The organism is Streptomyces sp. SM11 (assembly GCF_002910905.1).
GTDB lineage: Bacteria > Actinomycetota > Actinomycetes > Streptomycetales > Streptomycetaceae > Streptomyces.
Genome location: NZ_NEUE01000197.1, coordinates 1 through 1542 on the forward strand (window position 1 = coordinate 1; position 1542 = coordinate 1542).

At 76.1% G+C, this 1542-nt stretch carries 1 protein-coding gene and 1 pseudogene; both read left to right on the forward strand.

Features of this window, described 5'->3' with window-relative positions:
- A partial coding sequence (locus tag B9S58_RS18600) for a hypothetical protein (RefSeq protein ID WP_103533255.1) occupies positions 1-935 on the forward strand: 935 nt, incomplete at its 5' end.
- 328 nt (positions 936-1263) lie between these two features.
- Positions 1264-1542, forward strand: a pseudogene (locus B9S58_RS18605) (hypothetical protein); the annotation flags it as partial.

Sequence of the window (1542 nt, forward strand, 5' to 3'; positions counted from 1 at the left end):
GCGTCACGGGCGGGGCCCAGGAGCTGGAACAGCGCCTGGCCGACCTGCTGCGCGGCGGGCTCGCCGCGACCGACCGCGCGGGGTACGGCCGGTGGGAGGAGACAGCGGCCCGCATGGTCGATGCCCAGGCGCCCGGTCTCGCGGCCCGGGTGAGGGAGCTGGGCGCGATCACCGGTTCCGGTCCGGGCTGGCCGGTCCGGCTGCTGGAGGAGTGCGGTCTGCTCCATCTCCTGGACACGGCCTGGCTCGGCAGGGAGCGGCTGCCGGAACCGCTGGCCGCGACCGTGCGGACGAGAGTGGGACTGCCGATGTCCGCCGAAGGCGCCCCGGTCCGTGACCACTGGCTGGTCCTCGCGCAGTACGACACCCCGGACGGCAAGATCGTCACCCGGCGGATCTGGTTGTACGGGCGGGAGTCGGGCCGGACCGCTCTGCTGCTCTCGTTCGGCGCGGCCGGCCGGTCCCCGGCACAGACGCTGCCGGTGGGCATGACGATCGACGCCCAGCTGACGCCCTATCCGGGCGGCGGGCAGCTCCGGGCGGAGCTGGGCGAGCAGTTCGGAGCCGCGGCCCCGGCCGGGCCCCCGCCGGGGATCACCGCTGCGGCCGCGCCGGCCGTCTACGGGACCGCCCTTCGGGAGGATCCCTGGCTGGACGCCTGTCCGGTCACTCTGCGCGATGTCATACCCGTGCCGTCCAAGGACGGCTGGCACGTGGCCGACGCGCAGGCCGATTCCGCACTGCCGATCGCCCCGGCCGCACTGTCCCGGCCGGGCCTGTGGAAGCTCGTCGCCCTGTCCGGCGGTGGCCCGGTCACCGTGTTCGGCCAGATCGGCCACCGCGGCTTCGACCCGTTCGCGGCCTGGGACCCGGGCGAGGGTGAGGAGGGCCAGGGCCGGCGCACCACCGGCGGGTCGGTCGTCCAACTGGTGTGATCCGGCGGCCCGCAGCTGGTCCGACCCAGCGGCCCGCCGTTCCTGCCCGCCCACCCGGCCCGCAATCCCGGGCCTCCCACCCGGACCGCGTTCCCGGACCGCGTTCCCGGTCCGCCGTCCCTGCCGCCCACCCGGACCGCAATCCCGGTCCTCCCACTCGGCCCGCGTTCCCGGTCCGCCGTCCCTGCCGCCCACCCGGACCGCAATCCCGGTCCACCCACCCGGACCGCAATCCCGGGCCCGCAATCCCGGGCCACCGTCCTGGTCCACCCACCCGGTCCGCCGTCCCTGTCCGACATCCGCGCATCCCTGCCACTGGAGGGGAAAGATGCCTCGCACGACCAGCCCCACCACGACCGGACCCACCGCCGACCCCACCGTCACTTCGGCCGCCGTCCACCCATCCGTCGACTTCCTCCCCTGGGAGGAGCTGGTCACCTCGGCGCTCCTGGGCACCGATCGCCGGCCTCCGGCCCCACGCGGCGGCCCCGTACCGGCCGATGCTCCCGCGGCCCTGCTGGACGCCGCCGCGCTGCACACCGTGCGGCAGCGGGCCGGGCTGCTGCCTGCCGTACCGGAGGCCCGGCCCGAGCCCGCAGCCCCGGAT